This is a genomic window from Roseovarius bejariae (assembly GCF_009669325.1).
Taxonomy (GTDB): domain Bacteria; phylum Pseudomonadota; class Alphaproteobacteria; order Rhodobacterales; family Rhodobacteraceae; genus Roseovarius; species Roseovarius bejariae.
Window position 1 is genome coordinate 1,544,154 of record NZ_SZWE01000001.1, and the last position, 16,622, is coordinate 1,560,775.

Sequence of the window (16,622 nt, forward strand, 5' to 3'; positions counted from 1 at the left end):
CGCACCGCTTAAGACAAGTTGGCCACGGTCACCACATCGCTCAATCCATACCCGTTGAAACGGGTCGTCAGGCTTCGGGTATAGGCCCCCATCCCGGCAAAGAGGATATAATCGCCCTCGGCCAAATCCCCGGGCAGGGGCAGCGGCTCGGGCAGCCGGTCGATACTGTCACAGGTCGGGCCGAAAACGATCCGCTCCACCAGGGCCTCTTGACGCAATGTGCCGTCGTCAGAAAGCACGGCGATCCGATCCGGCGCACCGATGTCTCGTACCTCGGTCAGGCCACCATAGACCCCGTCATTCAGGAATACGGCCCCATTGCCACGCAGCGCCTTCACCTTTGTCGCCAGGGTGAAGGCATCGGCCACCATCGCGCGTCCCGGTTCACAGACGAGTTCCGGCGTATCCGCCCCGAAACACCGGTCCACTTCGGCCCGGATATGGGCGAAAATCGCCTCCAGATCGGGCGCATCCCCACACCGATGCGAGGCAAACCCACCCCCAACATTCATCCGCGCTAGCGGGACACCCGCCGCCTTGGCCACCTGTGCAGCCTCCACGATATAGGCACCCCAAGCCTCCGGGTCATCGCACTGCGTGCCGGGGTGGAAGGTCAGCGCCGGGATGAAGGCACGCGCGGCAACCTCGCGCAAAAGGTCTGCCGCGGCCTCGGGGCCGACCCCGAATTTCTCACCGAAATCATAGGCCGCCCCCTCGACGGGCAGGGCCAGCCGAACCGATATTTCCGTACCACGTGGCACCGATGAGAGCTTTTCCAATTCACGCGGACAGTCCACCGAATAGGAGGATACGCCCAGACGCACCGCAACGGCCACCTCCTCGGGGGATCGCACCGGGTTGTTGTAATGCAGGGTCGCATCGGGGCAGACCGCGCGCACCGCGTACATTTCACGCGGGCTGGCAACGTCGAAGGCGCGGATACCCGCCGCCACCAGATTACCCAGAACCTCCTCGCCGGGGTTGGCCTTGACGGCATAGGTCACCAAGCCATCAAAGCCCGCCAAAAACCGCCGTGCCGTCGCCTGTAGTATGGCAGGGCTAAAATAAAGCACCGCATCATCGGGCGCATGGCGCATCAAATGCGCCTTGGGATCGTGCCAATTGGGAATATCACGCATGTCGTGTCTGCCGCCTCACCTGCTGTTTTCATTAGTGTGCAGGGATTTTACGTCGATTCCGCGCGTCTTATCGGCTATTCTGCATGAAATTACAGACAAATTGACGGAACAGCTATGCAATTAGACGACACTGATCGTGATCTGCTTGCCCTCTTGAGCGACAACGCACGCGCCCCCGTGGCCACACTTGCCCGTCGCCTGGGTCTTGCGCGGACGACCGTTCAGGCACGGTTGGAGCGCCTGGAGAATTCCGGCGTGATCGCGGGGTATACCCTGCGCCTGTCCGAGGCGATGCGCGCGCCCCTGCGGGCCACGGCCCTCGTCAGCATCGAACCCCGCAGCGCCCCCGCCGTCCTGTCACGTCTGAAATCCCTGCCCGATGTACGCACGGTACACACGACGTCCGGACGATTCGACCTGATCGTCGGATTGGAAGCCGATACCACCAAAGCGCTTGATGACACACTGGACCGGATCGGCGAAACGCGCGGCGTGAAAAGCTCGGAAAGCCTGATTCACCTCTCCACGAAACTGGACCGGCGCGGGTGATCGTTCATCAATGCTGACAATAAAGTTTTGGTGGAGCCTAGGGGGATCGAACCCCTGACCTCTTGCATGCCATGCAAGCGCTCTCCCAGCTGAGCTAAGGCCCCAAACCGTTGACCCGTCAGGGTCGATGTTCGCCGCTATCTAGGCAAAGCCGCGGGCGGGATCAAGTGGAAAATCCCGCCTCACGACAAGGAATCGAAATCAGCTTTCGTTATCCTCGGTCGACACGTCTGCAATCTCGTCAAGCGAGACGTTGTCGTCATCGTCGTCGTCCAGAACATCATCGCCCAGATCGACATCGACGTCATCATCATCCAGAACTTCCGTGTCGTTACCGGCGTCGGATTCTTTCATCTTCTTGGTCTCGGCATCCTCGGCGTCAGCCGTGATCGACCGGCTCTTGCCGGTTTCCAGTTCAACGATCTCGCCCGTGTAGGGGCTGACGATCGGATCCTTGTTCAGGTCATAAAACCGCTTTCCGGTGGTCGGGCAAACGCGTTTTACGCCCCATTCTTCCTTGGGCATGGGTGATCCCTTTCAACTCTTTCGATCTTGTCGACGATCCGCGCCACCTGCCATAACGGATCACGTGTGTCAAAGGCTTTAACAGCGCATGAGGGGGCTGCATGGGTCAACATATCCTGCCGGGCGATCCGCCGATTGACCTGACCCTGCGCCGGTCAGGCCGGGCCAGGCGTATTTCACTGCGTGTTTCGGGGCTTGATGGCAAGGTCACGCTAACCCTCCCGCATGGCGTACCCGAGCGCGAGGCCCTGGCCTTTGCCGCCGAAAAGCAGGCGTGGTTGCGCCGTCAACTGGACAAGCGTCCCGATCAACAGGCTATCGGCATGGGCGAGGCCCTGCCCCTTCAGGGCGTGATGCACCGAATCGCCCTCGGTACGGGCCGCCGCATCGTCGCAAAAGACGGCATTCTACATGTCCCCGGCCCCGAGGCCACGCTGGCGCCACGGCTACAGGCCTGGCTCAAGGCACAGGCGCGCGACCGGCTCGCCGCCGCATCGGATTACTATGCCGCCAAGCTGGGCCATCCCTATACCCGCCTTACACTACGCGATACGCGCTCGCGCTGGGGGTCATGCTCCTCAGCCGGTGGTCTGATGTATTCCTGGCGGCTGATCATGGCCCCGGCCCCGGTGCTCGATTACGTCGCGGCCCATGAGGTGGCGCATCTGGCCGAAATGAATCATTCCCCCGCCTTTTGGGCCACCGTGGACCGACTATACCCGGGATATGAGCCACACCGCCGCTGGCTTCGGGAAAACGGCACGACGCTACACAGCTATCGCTTTGGCGATTGACCAGCGCTGACTTTGTGATCACACTCGCGCCATGCTGCTGAATCCCCGCCCCGATCCGGCCCCATCGGCCCATGACCGTGTTTACCGCGGGCTGCGCAGCCGTATCATGCACGGGCAAATCGCCCCCGGTCAGGCCCTGACCCTGCGCGGCATCGGGGCCGAATTCGGGGTCTCGATGACCCCTGCGCGCGAGGCCGTGCGCCGCCTCTCGGCCGAAGGGGCGCTGACCATCTCAAGCTCGGGGCGCGTCACCACCCCGGAACTCAGCAATGACCGGATCGAGGAACTGGCCGCCCTGCGCGCGCTGATCGAAGTCGAGCTGGCCAGCCGCGCCCTGCCGCGCGCCCACATCGCTCTGATCGACCGGCTTCAAACCATCAACACCCGCATTGCCGAAGATATCGCCCGGCAGGATGCCGTGGCCTATATCCAGCGCAATCTTGAGTTCCACCGCACGCTTTACCTGCGCGCCCAAGCGCCCGCCATGCTGGCCATGGCCGAAACGGTCTGGCTGCAACTCGGCCCCACAATGCGCGCGCTTTACGGGCGGCTGCGCCGCAAGGAACCACCGCAATATCACCGCCTGATCATCGCCGCGCTCAAGGCCGGGGACGAACCCGGACTGCGCCTTGCCGTGCGCTCGGACGTGACCCAGGGCTTGCGTATGCTGGCGGGGTGAGGCGATGGACCTTCCCGTTCTTCTTATCGCGCTTGGTGCACTTTTTCTGACCGGGCTACTCGCCGATACCCTTGGCCATCGAACGCGCCTGCCAAGGGTGACGATCCTTTTGGCCTGCGGCATCGCGGTGGGGCCCTCGGGCCTAGATGCGATCCCGCTTGAGGCACAGGCGCTGTACGATTTCCTCTCCGTGACCGCCCTGACCATGGTGGCCTTCCTCTTGGGAAGCTCCCTGACAGTGGAAGAACTCACCACCCATGGCCGGGCGATCCTGACAATCTCGGCCCTGATCGTCGTGATTACTATGACTCTGGTGACAGGCGGCTTGTGGCTACTGGGCCTACCCCTGCCCCTGGCGATCCTTCTGGGTGCCATTGCAACGGCGACCGACCCTGCCGCTACTCAGGATGCGATTCGCCAATCCGACAAATCCGGCCCTTTCCCGGATATTCTCAAGGGGATCGTCGCGATTGACGACGCTTGGGGCCTCATAGCCTTTTCCATGGCCGTGGTTCTGGCCTTCTCACTGGGTGGCGAATTGCATCTAGGCCACTTTGGCACCGCCGCGTGGGAAGTCGGCGGCGCACTGGGCATTGGCGCCATGATAGGCCTGCCCGCCGCCTTCCTCACGGGTCGACTGCGCGACGGCGAACCGATGCAGACCGAGGCCCTCGGCATCGTCTTCCTGACCGCAGGCCTCGCAATCTGGGCCGAGGTTTCCTTCCTGCTGGCGGGGATGACAGCGGGGGCCTTGGTGGCCAACCTCGCCCGCCACCACGAGACCGCCTTTCACGAGATCGAACATATCCAATGGCCCTTCATGATCCTGTTCTTCCTGTTGGCCGGAGCCTCACTGAATCTTTCGCATCTCAATGGCGTCGGCCTTGCGCTTGGCGGCTATGTCGCCCTGCGCATTCTTGGCCGCGCCCTTGGCGGCTGGATCGGCGGGGCCGCCGCCGCCACGCCCGCCAAACACCGCCCATGGTACGGCATGGCCCTGCTGCCACAGGCGGGGGTGGCCGTAGGCATGGCCCTTGTCGCCGCACAGGAATTTCCCGAATACGCCGACCTGTTGCTGGGGCTCACCATCGCCACCACGGTCATTTTCGAACTGATCGGCCCCATCGCCACGCTATGGGCCATCAACCGCGTGCAGCGCCCGGACCGCTAGGCGCGCTCGTCCTTGGGGCTTCCCATCACCACGTAAGAGGTAATCGCGTGAACCTGCGGCAAGGTTCCCAGAACATCGGTGTGAAACCGCTTGTACGAAACAAGATCCGCGGCTTCGACCCGCAAAAGATACTCTACCGCGCCGGTGGTGTTGTGGCATTCGACCACCTCGTCGGCCTGCATCATGGCCCGCTCGAAGGCCTCTTGGCTGGATTTGATATGACTGTTCAAAGCCACGGTCACATAAGCCGTAAAGCCAACCCCCAATGCGCTCTTGTCCAGAACCGCACGATAGCCCGCGATCACCCCGCGCCGCTCCAATTCCTGCACCCGGCGCAGGCAGGCCGAAGGCGACAGCCCGACCCGATCCGCCAGATCAAGATTGCTGATCCGGCCATCGCGTGAAAGCTCATGCAATATTCGCGCGTTTATTTTGTCTATTTCCGCCATTAATTGTGCATCTATCCATCCAACGCATGAAAACGCAATCCAAATGCACACAAACCCGCGTAAGTTTGCGCGCATGACATTTGACCTTCTTGCCGCCATCTTCGGCTTCGCCCTCGTCACCGCCGGCACCCCCGGCCCGAATAACCTGATGCTCATGGCCTCGGGCGCGAACTTCGGCTTTCGCCGGACGGTGCCACATATGCTGGGCATAGGATTGGGATTTCCCACCATGGTGTTTCTGGTGGGTGTGGGCGTCATGCAGGTCTTTGATCTCTGGCCGCTCAGCTACACGATCCTCAAGGTGCTTAGCGTCGGCTACCTGCTCTACCTGGCTTGGAAAATCGCCAATGCCGCCCCCCCGAAGGCGACCGAGGCCAGTGGCCGCCCCCTCACCTTTTTGCAAGCCGCCGCCTTCCAATGGGTCAACCCCAAGGCGTGGTCCATGGCGCTTTCAGCGGTCACGCTTTACGCCGCCAGCCGTGACATCCCGGCGGTGCTTTGGGTGGCGGGCACCTATATAGCGGCGTCCCTGCTGTCCACCACGAGCTGGACAGTACTGGGCCAGCAACTCCGCCGCCTGCTCAAGCGCCCCGGCACCCTGCAAAAATTCAACTTTGCCATGGCCGCGCTTCTGGTCGCCACCCTGATCCCCGTGTTATGGCCCACAGGCGGGTGACCCTGCGGGGCACCCTTCACGCCACTTGAAGGGACATCACGATGCGCGCCTTTTTCGCCACCCTCTGGGCGGCCCTTGCCCTCTGCGCCACTCCCAGCTTTGGCCAAACCGGCTGTGACGGCACAAGGATTGATGAGTGCGAGGCCATTGCCGCCTACTACAGGCATGGCATCCCGCCTTTCCCCAAAAACCCCGACCGCGCCCAACGCCTGCTCGATACCGCCGTGGCCGAGGGCAAGGCCACCTGCCGCGCGGGCGACTTCGCCCAATGTTTCAAGTGGGTCAACCTCGTGCAAAAACAGGCCCAAACCTCCAGTGCTGCAAACCCCGCCGAGGCCACGCTTCTGCTTTTACAAACCACCGCCCAAGCCTGCGCTGAGGGCAAGGCAAACGGCTGCTACTGGCAGGCGCAGGCCCTGCGCAAAATGGGCGATGCGCGCCCCGAAAAACCCACGCATCACGAGTTGATGGCACAGGCCAAAACCCTGGCCGAAACCGAGGCCAAGGCCCTCCGCCCCGCCTGCACAAATGGCGATGCGCTGGCCTGCGGGCGGCTTGGTCGGCTGATCGAGGATTACGACCTTCCCGAAGAAACACCGTTCGAGCGCCTCGATTTCCTGACCCAAGGTTGCGTGGTGGGGTCTGACGACGCCTGCTTCTTCCTTGGTTTCGCCGTCACCAGCCTTGCCCAAGCCGAGCCCTCCAAACCCGCCGAGGCCCCGATCAAGGCCGAAACCATCACCGATCTGGAAACCCTGTGTGACGACGGCCACGGTCAGATTTGCACGCTTCTGGCCACCCGCATCCTCAAGCCCAAGGATGTACACGCCTTCCTTGCCATCGCGGAAAAGGCTTGTGACGGGGGCGACGCCATCGGCTGTTCGGCCTACGGCATGACGCAACTGGGCGAGTATCGCGAAACGCCCGAGCCCGCGACTTTGACCAAGGCCACGGATGCCCTGTCCAAAGCCTGTGATCAGGATTTCATGCTGTCGTGCCACGCCCTCGAACATATCGGCCAACAATGACCCTGACCCTGATCCACACCGCCAAGGTCCACGAGGACACCTTCAACACCCTGCGCGATCGCCTCGCACCGGGGGCCGAGATGCACCATGTCACCCGCCCCGACTGGTTGGATCGCGCCCGCGCCGGGGATGAAACCGTCGCAGACGATATGGCCCACGTCATCGCCAAGGCTCCGGGCACGACACTTTGCACCTGCACCACGTTGGGCGAGGTGGCCGAATCGCTTGGTGCGCTGCGCATCGACTGGCCGATGATGCAGGCCGCCGCGCAAACCGGCGGGGCAATCATGCTTGTCTATGCGCTCGACAGCACCTATGAACCCAGCCTCGCCCTGCTTGACCGCGCGCTTGAGGCCACGGGCACCCGGCAAAAGGTTCACCCGCTGCCCCTCACGCAATATTGGCCGCTTTTCGAAGCGGGCGAGGCTGACGCTTTCACTTCCGTCATCGCCGGTGAGATTCGTCAGGCCGCCATGACGCTGCCGAACCTTTCCTGCGTGGTGCTGGCCCAAGCCTCCATGGCGCCCGCCGCCGCGCGGCTTTCGGATATGCGTGCCCCGGTCCTTGCCTCACCCGAATTGGCCCTTCGTGCTGCGCTTGAAACATGAATCTTCGACTCTTGATTTAGATCAAGGAAAACATTCCGAATCTCGCATGTAGTGCCTGCAAGACGAACAACGCAGGCCACACAATGCGCAACATGATCAAGACCACGACCCTGATTCTTGCGATCGCCACCGGCTTTGGCGCCCATCAGGCACAGGCCAGCGACATGGGCGGTTTGTCCGCCCCTATCATGCGCCTGACCAAGACAATCGCGCAAAATGCAGATGCTCTTGATCTCAACACCGATCAACGCGCCGATCTCAAAGCATGGCTCGATGCGAAACCCGCCCAGCGCATGGCCATCGAGGCCGAGGCCCGCGGCACACGTGCCCGACTACGCGCCGCCATCATTGATGGCGCCCCACGCACAGACCGTCAGGTACTGGCGCAGGAATTGGGCGTTCTCGAAACCCGGCTGGTGATGATGCGCTCCGATTGCGTAGATCACTGGCGCGCCACCCTCACCGAAGACCAGTTTGCAAAGGCACTTGAACTGGCCGGTTACTAACCCCCCTAAAAACAAAAAATTGCGTTTCCTTCCAACTTGCAGCTCCGCGCCTTGCGCCGGAGCTGTCTTTTTATCTGACCGATTGCAAATCATGACGCACAAGGCCATATATCGCAGCGTTGAACCGGGAGCGTAGAATGACCAATTACCTCGACTTCGAGAAACCTCTGGCTGAAATCGAAGGCAAAGCCGAGGAGCTACGCGCCCTCGCCCGATCCAGCGAAGACAAGATGGATGTCGAGGAAGAGGCCGGCGCGCTCGACCGCAAGGCCGAGGGGATGCTCAAGGATCTCTACAAATCGCTGACCCCGTGGCGCAAATGCCAAGTGGCCCGCCATCCCGAACGCCCCCATTGCCGCGACTACATCGAGGCGCTCTTTACCGAATACACCCCACTGGCCGGCGACCGGAACTTTGCCGATGATCACGCCGTCATGGGCGGCCTCGCACGGCTGGATGACAAACCCGTCATGGTCATCGGCCATGAAAAGGGCAACGACACCAAGTCACGGATCGAACGCAACTTCGGCATGGCCCGGCCCGAAGGCTACCGCAAAGCAATCCGCCTGATGGAAATGGCCGATAACTTCGGCCTGCCGGTGATCACCCTTGTCGACACCCCCGGCGCCTACCCCGGCAAAGGCGCCGAGGAACGCGGTCAGTCCGAGGCCATTGCGCGCTCCACCGAGAAATGCCTGCAAATCGGCGTGCCGCTGATTTCGGGCGTGATTGGCGAGGGCGGCTCGGGCGGGGCGGTGGCCTTTGCCACCGCGAACCGCGTGGCGATGCTGGAACATTCGGTCTACTCGGTGATTTCGCCCGAGGGCTGCGCCTCGATCCTGTGGAAGGACGCCGAGAAGATGCGCGAAGCCGCCGAGGCCCTGCGCCTGACGGCGCAAGACCTTCTGAAACTGGGTGTGGCCGACAAGGTCATCGAAGAACCCCTGGGCGGCGCGCATCGCAACGCCGAAGCGGCGATCGCCTCGGTGGGCGAAAGCATCAAATCCCTGCTCTCGGAACTCGAAGGCAAAAGCCCTGAAAAACTGATCAAGGATCGCCGCAAGAAATTCCTGGACCTCGGGAACAAGGGCCTCGCGGCCTAATCCCCCGGCTGCTAACAGCCCGGCACGGCCGTTGGCCCTTGGGTGCGACCATGGACAGGCCATGTGATCCGCGTTACGCATTGAAACCATGCGTTTATTTTTACTTCTAACCGCCGCCGCACTGACCTTTTCATCCCTTCCCGCCGAGGCACAGGACAAAGCGTTTTACAACCGCCAAACCCTCGGAAGTCCCCACACCCCGACCCCCAAGCGCCACGCCGACAGCGCATGGCACGTGATCGAGGCCCGGGCGCATTCCAATGTGCGCGGCGCGGCGATGTATGTCTCGCCCCACAATACCCATGCCGACATGATGCGCGCCGCGCTGCGGTCGCGCCAAACGGAAATGACCCTGCATATAAGCTGGTATGACATGCGTCGCGGGTGGAACGATTATTTATCACGCACCCGGGATTGGGTGATAAATCACACCATTGCACTGAAAGAGCACAGGAAAACAGACTCACTTAGTCCACAACCGATCAACGCCGGCCCGGTCATCCCGGTGCGGGCCTACGAGGCCTGCGAAGATCGCATCGGTCGCGATGCCTCGATCACGGAACTGACAACCTGCATGGCGGCAAGTATTCTCAATACGGCCAGCCTTGAAATCAATGCCATGATTGACACCCGCGAGATCGAACGCAGCCTTGGCACGTCCAAGGACATCACGGGCCTCAAAGGGATCGCCCTTTACGATGCCGACACCGACGACAGGACCATGCTGCACGAACTGACGCCAGGTGAAGTCTGCAAACCCGGCGACGCGTTGACACTGTGTTCACAATGCACGGCGGATTTCACACATCTGGTTCTTGGCGGAACCGATAGCTCGGCCTGCCGGGATCGTGACACCTTCATCAGCATCAGCGCCATGATCCCCTATGGCAGCTTCATGACCCGGGCCGAAGACCTTGGTTCGCCGCGCCTCGCACTGGTTTTCAACACCTCGAATGATTCCGATTATACGCTGTGGTATCGCCTCGATGGACTGGCCGAGGCGCTGGCCTCCGAACGGCTTGTTTTCGAGGGCAAGGTTATCGGCGACTAAACCGGGGGTTAGCCCTTGGCGCCCTGCCCGCGGGCATAGACATCCTCGTAGCGAATGATGTCATCCTCACCCAGGTAACTGCCGGTCTGAACCTCGATCAGTTCCATTGGCACCTTGCCGGGGTTCTCCATCCGGTGCACGGCACCCAGAGGGATGTAAACCGACTGGTTCTCGCCCACCAGTTTGACCTCGTCATCAATGGTCACCTTGGCGGTGCCCGCCACGACGATCCAATGCTCGGCCCGGTGCATATGGCTTTGCAGGCTCAGGGCCGCGCCGGGGTTCACCACGATACGTTTGACCTGAAAGCGACCACCCAGAATGAGGGTTTCGAAAAAGCCCCATGGCCGGTGATCCTTGGGGAAGGTATCGGCCTGCGCAATGTCCGCCTTGCGCATCGCCTTCACCGCATCGCCCAGTTCCGACACTCGCGATCGGTCAGCCACCAGCACCGCGTCGGGCATGGCCACCGCCACGATGTTCTCAAGGCCCAGCCCCAGAAGCTGCTGACCGTCATTTTCCGACCGCAAAAGCGACCCCTTGCACTCGATCGCGCGCACCGGCCCCTGACAGGCCACCTCGTCGGCATCGGCCTCCGAATGCTGCAACACCGCCTCCCAGCCGCCAAGGTCGGACCAGTCCGCAGCGTGCCGGACCACCGACAGCGCGTCGAATTTTTCCATGATCGCCACGTCCACGGAAATATCCTCGCACTGCGCCCATGGTTCGGGCGCCAGACGCAGGAACCCAAGATCGGCCTGCGCCTGCGTAACCGCCGCCCGCACCTGCTCCAGCATCGCAGGCGCATGGCGCTCAAAGGCCGCGATCAGGGTCTTCGCGGCATAAAGGAAAATGCCCGAGTTCCAAAGGTATCCGCCCTGATCCAGCATCTCCTGCGCACGGTCCAGCGAGGGTTTCTCGACAAAACGGCTGAGCGGCAGCACGACATCGCCCGCGTCGCCATCGCCCAGTTCGAGATAGCCATAGCCCGTTTCGGGCCGGTCCGGCACGATGCCAAAGGTCACGATGCGCCCCGCCTCGGCGGCCACGCGCCCTGCCTCGACCGAGGCGCGAAAGGCATTGGCATCCTTGATGTAGTGATCCGATGGCGCGGCAAGGATCATCGCCTCGGGGTCGGCCTCAGCCACCACCAAGGCGGCAGCCAAAAGCGCGGGCGCGGTATTGCGCCCCTCCGGTTCGATCAGGACCGGGCCGGGGTCGATCCCCACCTCGCCCAATTGCTGGGTGACGATGAACCGGAAATCCGCGTTGGTCACCACCACGGGCGCGGCGAACTCCGCCCCGGAAAACCGCTGTGCTGATTGTTGGAACAAACTGCCATCGCCGATCATTGGCACGAACTGCTTGGGATAACTCTTGCGCGACAGCGGCCAAAGCCGGGTTCCCGACCCGCCACACAAAATAACAGGTGTGATAACACTACCCATGGGTTCAACCTCGTCTGCTCCGCGCGGCCCTTGCACCGCCCTTATCTCCTAAATCCACGCCTGCATGGATACAAACCGATACTCTGGCCCGGCGCTACTCCGGGCGCGTGGCCCGCATCGCCTCGCGCTCGGCAAAAACCGCGAACCAATCGTCCAGCGCGTCGTTGCCCTTGCGCCAGTTGCGTTCGCCATGGCGGAAATCCAGATAGGCCAAGGCACAGCCCACGGCGATCTGGCCCGCGTCCAACGGCCCGTTCAGGTGGCTCATCCATCGTGCATTCAGGGCCGCAACCGCACGGTCGATCTTGCCCCACTGCGCGTCACACCAACCGTCATAAACCTTTTCGGGCGGGCGGAACCGATGCTCATAGACGATCGAAATGGCCGCCTCCATGATGGCATCCGCCGTGGCCTCCAGCGTCAGCACCTCCCAGAGGCGCGCCTGCGGGTAAAGCCCCGCCTGCGCCCGATCATCCAGATACCGGCAGATCACCCGGCTGTCATAGATCGACGGCCCCTCGTCGCGGATCAGCGCCGGGATCTTGCCCAGCGGGTTCGCCGCCACGACTTCCGCCGGGCTGTCAAAGGGCGAGGTGGCCACCGGCACGATCTCGACCTCCTCCAGAAGGCCGGTTTCATGCAAGACGACATGCACCTTGCGCACGAATGGCGAGGCTGCGGCAAAGACAAGTTTCATGGGAACCTCCTCCCGAATTCGGCGACAAGCGCCTTCATGGCATGTCCCGGCTCAACTGCCGTAGACCATCCCCCAACGTTCGATCAGCGCCTGCTGCAACCGCTTGGCGCGCCTGTTCCACCCCCTCGCGCCCGGCGGACGCTCGGTCACGCTGGGGTCGATCTTGGCACGTTTTCCCGTATTGGAACACAAAATCGCAAAGGCCAGGTTGGTGCCATCCGGCGCGGTCATGTATCCCGCCAGCGACGACACGAAATACAGCGTCCCGGTCTTGGCCTGTACCTTCACCGGATGATTGCGATCCACGCGGCCATTCTCGTCGCGCAGGTCGATATCCTTCAGGATCGGCCGCAAGGCGCGATCCCCGTGCACCCTGACCAAGGCCTGCGTCATGGCCCGCGCCGACAGGCGCGAGGCCGCTCCCAGCCCCGAGTGATCCACAAGTTTGGCACCGCTCATGCCCAGCTCGGTGCGTGCCCAACGGCTCATCTCGCGGGCCGAAGCCTTCAGTGACGGCACCTGCCCTTTGCGCGCGCGGGTGGCGGTCATACCCACCAGTTCCGCCGTCAGGTTGGTGGAATACTTCAACATCCCGCGCAACACATCGCGCAACGGCGCACTTTGATGGGTAACCAAGGCCGTGCCCTTCGGCGTCTGGCGCAATTCACCGCCATCTTTCAAAACGATCCCCTGTGATCGTGCGAAGACGGCAAAGACCTCACCGGCATAGGCCGCCGGTTTGCGCACCGGAAGCCAACGCGCCCCGCGCCCGCCCAGCGCCCCGCGCGCCACGCTCCAACTGTCGTGGTCACCGCGGTCCTTGTAGGTATAGACCGGCGATGAGCGCGTCGAAATCACCATTCGCGCAACCCGCACCTCGGGCCGGTATCGCTTGGAGCGGGCGTCCATCGTCACCTGGTAGCCATCCCCACCACGCCGCCATTCGAAATGCACGCGGTTGTAATTCAGGTTCAGCCCGGAAATCGACGGGTTGTACCCCACATGCGCGGGCTGTCCCGGGTCGATCACCCTCTCGAATGGCAACACGCCGCCCCATGTGCGGAAGCGGCCGCGCACCTCGCGCACACCTTTTTTCTTCAGGGCCGCCGCCATATCGGCCAGGGCATCGGTGTCAAGCGTCGGGTCCCCGCCCCCTGCAAGGATCAGGTCGCCCTTGAGAACACCGCCCTCGACCGGGCCGGTGGCAATAAGTTGGGTCTTGAAGCGATATCCGGCACCAAGGGTATTCAGGGCATAAAGCGCCGTGACCGCCTTCATCACGCTGGCGGGCGGCTGGCCTTCGCTGGCCTCGTGCTCCTCAAGGATCAGGCCGGTTTTCACGTCCATCACGGAAAAGGACACATCCCCGCCCAGCTTGGCCGCCCGGATCAGGCTTTCGGCCCCCGGGGCTGCGCGCCGGACAAATCCGTCAGGCCGCAACCTGGGCCGCAGCGACACCGCGGGCGCCTTGGCCCAGGCCATACCGCCCAGCACCGACACTCCTGCCGCCAAAAAAGCCCGCCGTGACACGCCTGTTTTCATGCCATCAGTTAACCGCAGGTCAGGCGAACAGACAATCCGTTTCATTGCCCTTTTTCATCCGGGGTCCATTCTCCCCGCGCCCTCAACCGGGTCGAGGATATGTCCAGCATCGGCACATTCACAAAGGCCCAGGCCGGGGGGGCCGCAGACCCCAGCAAACGGCCCCTTTTGCCTCGCAAACGCGCGGAATCATACACCTGTGCAGCCTTCGACATGCGTGCCGAGATCCGCTGTCCGGGCCGGGCCAGAACACCCACCGGCACGCGGGCCATGATGTCCCGCCAGTCCTGCCACTGATCGAACTGCGCCAGATTGTCGGCCCCCATCAACCAGACGAACCGCACGCCCGGATAGCGCGCCTGAATCGCGCGAAGGGTCTGGGCGGTGTAGCGGGTTCCAAGCTCTGCTTCCACGTCGCTTACTTCTATCCGTGGGTGCGTCACCAAATCCCGGCAGGCCGCCATGCGCGCCTCAAGCGGTGCGGGGCCATGCTCTTTCAACGGGTTGCCGGGGCTCACCAGCCACCAGACCCGGTCAAGGCCAAACCGGCGCAGGGCCTCGCGGCTGATATGCACATGCCCTGCGTGCGGCGGGTCAAACGACCCCCCCAAAAGCCCGATCACCTGACCGGCCCGCGCCTTTGGCATGCCCATCCGCATCTACCGAATCCTCCTTCGTGCACCCCATGCCACATCGGCATGGCCAGCACCCGACCTGCCATAGTCGAAATCACGCCACGGATTCAATCATTACAAATTTATCCAAATCGCGTTTCAGGATCACGCCACAAGCTACCGGATATTAACCGCATCGCCGCACCCTGCACCGAACATACGACGGCAACAGGCGGTCCCCGTGGCGCAAAATCAACGAAAAACAGCAGTCCCTCTTCAGGCACCGGGCACATGGGCCAATGCACAGGCGATCCTCGGCCTCGTGCTGGACCATACCCGCGATGCAATCGTCGTTCAGGATGTCGAAGGTCATATTGAATGGCTCAATCCCGCCGCGGAAGCCATGTTCGGCTGGTCACTGGACGAGGCTTTAGGGAAAAAACCGCACGAATTCATCCTTCCGCCCGGCATGCGCCCGACGACTGAACGGCTCAAGTCTTTTCGCTATAACCTGAACAGCAATCTTTTCGGGCGCTACCACCTCACAGAACATCAGCGCCGCGATGGCTCGCGCTTCTGGAACCAGCAAAACTTCTCGGTGATCGATCTGGGCCCGCTGGACCACCAGAAAAAGATCGTCATCACCTGCCGCGATGTCACCGATCAGGTCGAAACCGAAGAGGAACTGCGCCGTGTGCAGGTCGACCTGCAACACGCCGCCTATCACGATGACCTCACGGGGCTGGCCAATCGCAAGCGCCTGTCAGAATACTTTGCGTCCAATCTTGTCTCGGAGCGTTTGAAATATCATGGCATCGGTGTGCTCCAGCTTGATGTCGACAAGTTCAAGGAAATCAACGACACGCTGGGCCACGCCGCTGGCGATGCCACGCTGGTTCACATCGCGGATGCCTTGCATGCCGCCTGCGACCCGAATGATCTTGTCTGTCGGACAGGTGGTGACGAATTCCTGCTCGTCTGCCTGCGGATCAACGATCCGGACACCCTCATGGACCGTGCCGAACGCCTGCTAAGCGAAATCTCCACGCCCTTACCGTGGAAGGATCAGACGATCCGCATCGGCATCTCGATCGGCGCCAGCCTTTGCACATCCGGCAACTGCACTGGCGAGGCCCTGATTCAACGGGCAGATCAAGCGCTATACGCCGCCAAGAACCGCGGCCGTGGGCAGGTCGTGCTCTACACAAAGGAGCTGGGCCGTGCCCAGAAAGCACAACAACAACTGGCCCGTGACCTCAAGTCTGCGGTGGCCGAAGACCAGTTCGAAGTTCACCTTCAACCGCAGCTTCTCCTCCCGAACAACAAGATCACGGGCTGCGAGGCCCTCTTGCGGTGGAATCATCCGGTGCGTGGGAAACTGGCCCCCGGGGTCTTTCTTGAAACCGCCCGCAAAACCGGCCTGATGGCAGAGGTCGATTATATCTCGATGAACCTGTCGCTGGATGCCCTCGTAAACCTGCGCGAAAACGGGTTTCCGGATATGTGCATGTCGATCAATGTCTCCTGCGCGATCCTCGCCGACTCCAACTATCCCGGCCTATTGGACTGGGCACTGCAATCGCGTGGCCTGCCCGCCTCCTCGGTCTGCGTCGAGATACTGGAAACCACGATCCTCGAAGGCGGCGATCTGGACGTGGTGACCGCCGTTGATCGCCTCAAGCGCCTTGGCGTGCGCGTGGCGCTGGATGATTTCGGCACCGGCTATGCGGGGCTGGCACATATGTCGGCTTTCGACATCGACGCGATCAAGTTGGATCGCTCGATGATCGGGCGGCTGGAACACGACCCCCGTAACCGGGTCATCATCCGTTCGATCATCCGGCTCTGCGCGCTTTTGAACATGAAGGTCATCGCCGAAGGCGTGGAAACCAACGCACAGCTTGAAATCCTCCGCCGTGCCAAGTGCCCGCTGATCCAGGGGTTCCACCTTGCCCGCCCCATGGAGGTCGACGCCATGATCAACTGGCTACGTCAGCACACCATGCCGAAAGCGCCCGAAAAACAGGGCTGACCGCCCATTGC

The 16,622-nt window shown here is 62.2% G+C and carries 18 protein-coding genes and 1 tRNA gene; 11 read left to right on the top strand and 8 right to left on the bottom strand.

The window, feature by feature from the left end; genetic code table 11:
- Window positions 1-8: 8 nt before the first annotated feature.
- Window positions 9-1,139: a type III PLP-dependent enzyme gene (locus tag FDP25_RS07410; protein WP_154150371.1), complete on the bottom strand. Its 1,131-nt coding sequence runs from the start codon at window positions 1,137-1,139 to the stop codon at window positions 9-11.
- Window positions 1,140-1,253: 114 nt separating this feature from the next.
- Here FDP25_RS07410 and FDP25_RS07415 point away from each other — a divergent pair, with 114 nt between their 5' ends.
- A complete protein-coding gene (locus FDP25_RS07415; protein WP_154150373.1) occupies window positions 1,254-1,688 on the top strand; it encodes an Lrp/AsnC family transcriptional regulator in 435 nt (144 codons plus the stop codon).
- A 28-nt stretch (window positions 1,689-1,716) separates the two neighbouring features.
- On the opposite strand, the gene FDP25_RS07420 is transcribed toward FDP25_RS07415, so the two are convergent.
- Window positions 1,717-1,792 (bottom strand) — tRNA-Ala (locus FDP25_RS07420).
- A 97-nt stretch (window positions 1,793-1,889) separates the two neighbouring features.
- Complete coding sequence (locus FDP25_RS07425; protein WP_154150375.1) at window positions 1,890-2,213, bottom strand: TIGR02300 family protein; 324 nt, start codon at window positions 2,211-2,213, stop codon at window positions 1,890-1,892.
- Window positions 2,214-2,314: 101 nt separating this feature from the next.
- Here FDP25_RS07425 and FDP25_RS07430 point away from each other — a divergent pair, with 101 nt between their 5' ends.
- From FDP25_RS07430 to FDP25_RS07440, 3 genes are read left to right on the top strand one after another with little or no spacing between them, the layout of a single operon-like run.
- Complete coding sequence (locus tag FDP25_RS07430) at window positions 2,315-3,007, top strand: M48 family metallopeptidase (RefSeq protein ID WP_154150377.1); 693 nt, start codon at window positions 2,315-2,317, stop codon at window positions 3,005-3,007.
- A 31-nt stretch (window positions 3,008-3,038) separates the two neighbouring features.
- On the top strand, window positions 3,039-3,686 hold the full coding sequence (locus tag FDP25_RS07435; protein WP_154150379.1) for a GntR family transcriptional regulator: 648 nt from the start codon (window positions 3,039-3,041) through the stop codon (window positions 3,684-3,686).
- A gap of 4 nt (window positions 3,687-3,690) precedes the next feature.
- Complete coding sequence (locus tag FDP25_RS07440; protein ID WP_154150381.1) at window positions 3,691-4,857, top strand: cation:proton antiporter; 1,167 nt, start codon at window positions 3,691-3,693, stop codon at window positions 4,855-4,857.
- On the opposite strand, the gene FDP25_RS07445 is transcribed toward FDP25_RS07440, so the two are convergent.
- A complete protein-coding gene (locus FDP25_RS07445; protein ID WP_154150383.1) occupies window positions 4,854-5,306 on the bottom strand; it encodes an Lrp/AsnC family transcriptional regulator in 453 nt (150 codons plus the stop codon). The two genes, FDP25_RS07440 and FDP25_RS07445, sit on opposite strands and share 4 nt — an antisense overlap.
- Before the next feature lie 73 nt (window positions 5,307-5,379).
- Between FDP25_RS07445 and FDP25_RS07450 the strand changes: the two genes are divergently transcribed.
- The 6 genes from FDP25_RS07450 to FDP25_RS07475 all read left to right on the top strand — a co-directional run bounded on the left by FDP25_RS07450 (window position 5,380) and on the right by FDP25_RS07475 (window position 10,278).
- The gene (locus FDP25_RS07450) at window positions 5,380-5,982 is read left to right on the top strand and encodes a LysE family translocator (RefSeq protein WP_154150385.1); all 603 of its coding nucleotides are present in this window, start codon (window positions 5,380-5,382) and stop codon (window positions 5,980-5,982) included.
- A 41-nt stretch (window positions 5,983-6,023) separates the two neighbouring features.
- On the top strand, window positions 6,024-7,010 hold the full coding sequence (locus tag FDP25_RS07455; RefSeq protein ID WP_154150387.1) for a hypothetical protein: 987 nt from the start codon (window positions 6,024-6,026) through the stop codon (window positions 7,008-7,010).
- Complete coding sequence (locus FDP25_RS07460) at window positions 7,007-7,618, top strand: hypothetical protein (protein WP_154150389.1); 612 nt, start codon at window positions 7,007-7,009, stop codon at window positions 7,616-7,618. The genes FDP25_RS07455 and FDP25_RS07460 overlap by 4 nt, the downstream gene beginning before the upstream one ends.
- A 92-nt stretch (window positions 7,619-7,710) precedes the next feature.
- Window positions 7,711-8,124, top strand: coding sequence for a hypothetical protein (locus FDP25_RS07465; protein WP_172982765.1), 414 nt, complete (start codon window positions 7,711-7,713; stop codon window positions 8,122-8,124).
- Window positions 8,125-8,261: 137 nt separating this feature from the next.
- The gene (locus FDP25_RS07470; protein WP_154150393.1) at window positions 8,262-9,227 is read left to right on the top strand and encodes an acetyl-CoA carboxylase carboxyltransferase subunit alpha; all 966 of its coding nucleotides are present in this window, start codon (window positions 8,262-8,264) and stop codon (window positions 9,225-9,227) included.
- Between the two features lie 88 nt (window positions 9,228-9,315).
- Window positions 9,316-10,278 (top strand): hypothetical protein, encoded by a 963-nt coding sequence (locus FDP25_RS07475; RefSeq protein ID WP_154150395.1) that lies wholly within the window; start codon window positions 9,316-9,318, stop codon window positions 10,276-10,278.
- Between the two features lie 8 nt (window positions 10,279-10,286).
- On the opposite strand, the gene FDP25_RS07480 is transcribed toward FDP25_RS07475, so the two are convergent.
- The 4 genes from FDP25_RS07480 to FDP25_RS07495 form a co-directional block, all read right to left on the bottom strand.
- Window positions 10,287-11,726: a mannose-1-phosphate guanylyltransferase/mannose-6-phosphate isomerase gene (locus FDP25_RS07480; RefSeq protein ID WP_154150397.1), complete on the bottom strand. Its 1,440-nt coding sequence runs from the start codon at window positions 11,724-11,726 to the stop codon at window positions 10,287-10,289.
- 94 nt (window positions 11,727-11,820) lie between these two features.
- Window positions 11,821-12,423: a glutathione S-transferase gene (locus FDP25_RS07485; RefSeq protein WP_154150399.1), complete on the bottom strand. Its 603-nt coding sequence runs from the start codon at window positions 12,421-12,423 to the stop codon at window positions 11,821-11,823.
- A 51-nt stretch (window positions 12,424-12,474) separates the two neighbouring features.
- Window positions 12,475-13,965, bottom strand: a complete 1,491-nt coding sequence (dacB, locus tag FDP25_RS07490) for a D-alanyl-D-alanine carboxypeptidase/D-alanyl-D-alanine endopeptidase (RefSeq protein WP_154153243.1) — start codon at window positions 13,963-13,965, stop codon at window positions 12,475-12,477.
- A gap of 41 nt (window positions 13,966-14,006) precedes the next feature.
- Window positions 14,007-14,624 (bottom strand): nicotinate-nucleotide adenylyltransferase, encoded by a 618-nt coding sequence (locus FDP25_RS07495; protein WP_154150401.1) that lies wholly within the window; start codon window positions 14,622-14,624, stop codon window positions 14,007-14,009.
- 196 nt (window positions 14,625-14,820) lie between these two features.
- Here FDP25_RS07495 and FDP25_RS17390 point away from each other — a divergent pair, with 196 nt between their 5' ends.
- The gene (locus FDP25_RS17390; RefSeq protein ID WP_154150403.1) at window positions 14,821-16,611 is read left to right on the top strand and encodes an EAL domain-containing protein; all 1,791 of its coding nucleotides are present in this window, start codon (window positions 14,821-14,823) and stop codon (window positions 16,609-16,611) included.
- Window positions 16,612-16,622 lie beyond the last annotated feature (11 nt).

Coding starts and splice junctions, on each gene's coding strand:
- FDP25_RS07485 (WP_154150399.1), bottom strand. CDS start 12,423: ATGAAACTTGTCTTTGCCGCAGCCTCGCCATTCGTGCGCAAGGTGCAT.
- FDP25_RS07460 (WP_154150389.1), top strand. CDS start 7,007: ATGACCCTGACCCTGATCCACACCGCCAAGGTCCACGAGGACACCTTC.
- FDP25_RS07435 (WP_154150379.1), top strand. CDS start 3,039: ATGCTGCTGAATCCCCGCCCCGATCCGGCCCCATCGGCCCATGACCGT.
- FDP25_RS07455 (WP_154150387.1), top strand. CDS start 6,024: ATGCGCGCCTTTTTCGCCACCCTCTGGGCGGCCCTTGCCCTCTGCGCC.
- FDP25_RS07430 (WP_154150377.1), top strand. CDS start 2,315: ATGGGTCAACATATCCTGCCGGGCGATCCGCCGATTGACCTGACCCTG.
- FDP25_RS07425 (WP_154150375.1), bottom strand. CDS start 2,213: ATGCCCAAGGAAGAATGGGGCGTAAAACGCGTTTGCCCGACCACCGGA.
- FDP25_RS07465 (WP_172982765.1), top strand. CDS start 7,711: ATGATCAAGACCACGACCCTGATTCTTGCGATCGCCACCGGCTTTGGC.
- FDP25_RS07410 (WP_154150371.1), bottom strand. CDS start 1,139: ATGCGTGATATTCCCAATTGGCACGATCCCAAGGCGCATTTGATGCGC.
- FDP25_RS07440 (WP_154150381.1), top strand. CDS start 3,691: ATGGACCTTCCCGTTCTTCTTATCGCGCTTGGTGCACTTTTTCTGACC.
- dacB (WP_154153243.1), bottom strand. CDS start 13,965: ATGAAAACAGGCGTGTCACGGCGGGCTTTTTTGGCGGCAGGAGTGTCG.
- FDP25_RS07470 (WP_154150393.1), top strand. CDS start 8,262: ATGACCAATTACCTCGACTTCGAGAAACCTCTGGCTGAAATCGAAGGC.
- FDP25_RS07480 (WP_154150397.1), bottom strand. CDS start 11,726: ATGGGTAGTGTTATCACACCTGTTATTTTGTGTGGCGGGTCGGGAACC.
- FDP25_RS07450 (WP_154150385.1), top strand. CDS start 5,380: ATGACATTTGACCTTCTTGCCGCCATCTTCGGCTTCGCCCTCGTCACC.
- FDP25_RS07475 (WP_154150395.1), top strand. CDS start 9,316: ATGCGTTTATTTTTACTTCTAACCGCCGCCGCACTGACCTTTTCATCC.
- FDP25_RS07415 (WP_154150373.1), top strand. CDS start 1,254: ATGCAATTAGACGACACTGATCGTGATCTGCTTGCCCTCTTGAGCGAC.
- FDP25_RS07445 (WP_154150383.1), bottom strand. CDS start 5,306: ATGGCGGAAATAGACAAAATAAACGCGCGAATATTGCATGAGCTTTCA.
- FDP25_RS07495 (WP_154150401.1), bottom strand. CDS start 14,624: ATGCGGATGGGCATGCCAAAGGCGCGGGCCGGTCAGGTGATCGGGCTT.